The organism is Citrobacter sp. VF227 (genome assembly GCF_052950715.1).
In genome coordinates, this window is the sequence record NZ_JBRFVF010000228.1 from 1 (window position 1) to 539 (window position 539).

The 539-nt window shown below is 72.2% G+C and carries 1 protein-coding gene; it reads left to right on the plus strand.

Annotation, left to right across the window (positions count from 1 at the left end):
* Positions 1-539: hypothetical protein (locus ACU8YC_RS26040; RefSeq protein ID WP_446896118.1), on the plus strand; the 539-nt coding region annotated here is incomplete at both ends.

A 539-nucleotide genomic window follows, 5' to 3' on the forward strand; every position in this document is an offset into this window, starting at 1 on the left:
GCGCCGGGCCCGGTGGCCGGACTAGGCCCCGTCGCCGTCAGCGGTGCGCCGGGGATCGACCCGGCGACCATCCGATCCTTCATCTACGCCGAGCCGGGCGACCCGTACTCACCCCAGGCGGTGGCCGCGATCCGCCGGTCCGTGGCGCGGATCGAGGGGATCGGCGGCGTCCGGGTTCGCGAGGGGACGACCCTCGACGCCGACGGGAACCTGCCGCTGTTCGTCGAGGTCACCGAGCGCGAGCGCAACCTCGTGGGCGTCTCGGCGCGCTACTCCACGGTCGACGGGCCGGGCGTGCGGGCCTACTACGCCAACCGCAACCTGTTCGGCGGCGGCGAATCCTTCCGCGTGGACGCCGACCTCTACTATCTGGGTCTCGGGAACGACCCGTTCGCCAACCAGCGCAAGGCCGCGGGCATCGGTACGAACGGCCTCGGCGGACGTCTCTCGGCGACCTACGTCCAGCCGGCCCTGTGGGGGACGCGCAACGACTTCCTGGCGAACGCCTTCACCACCCGCGAGGTGCAGCAGAGCTACCT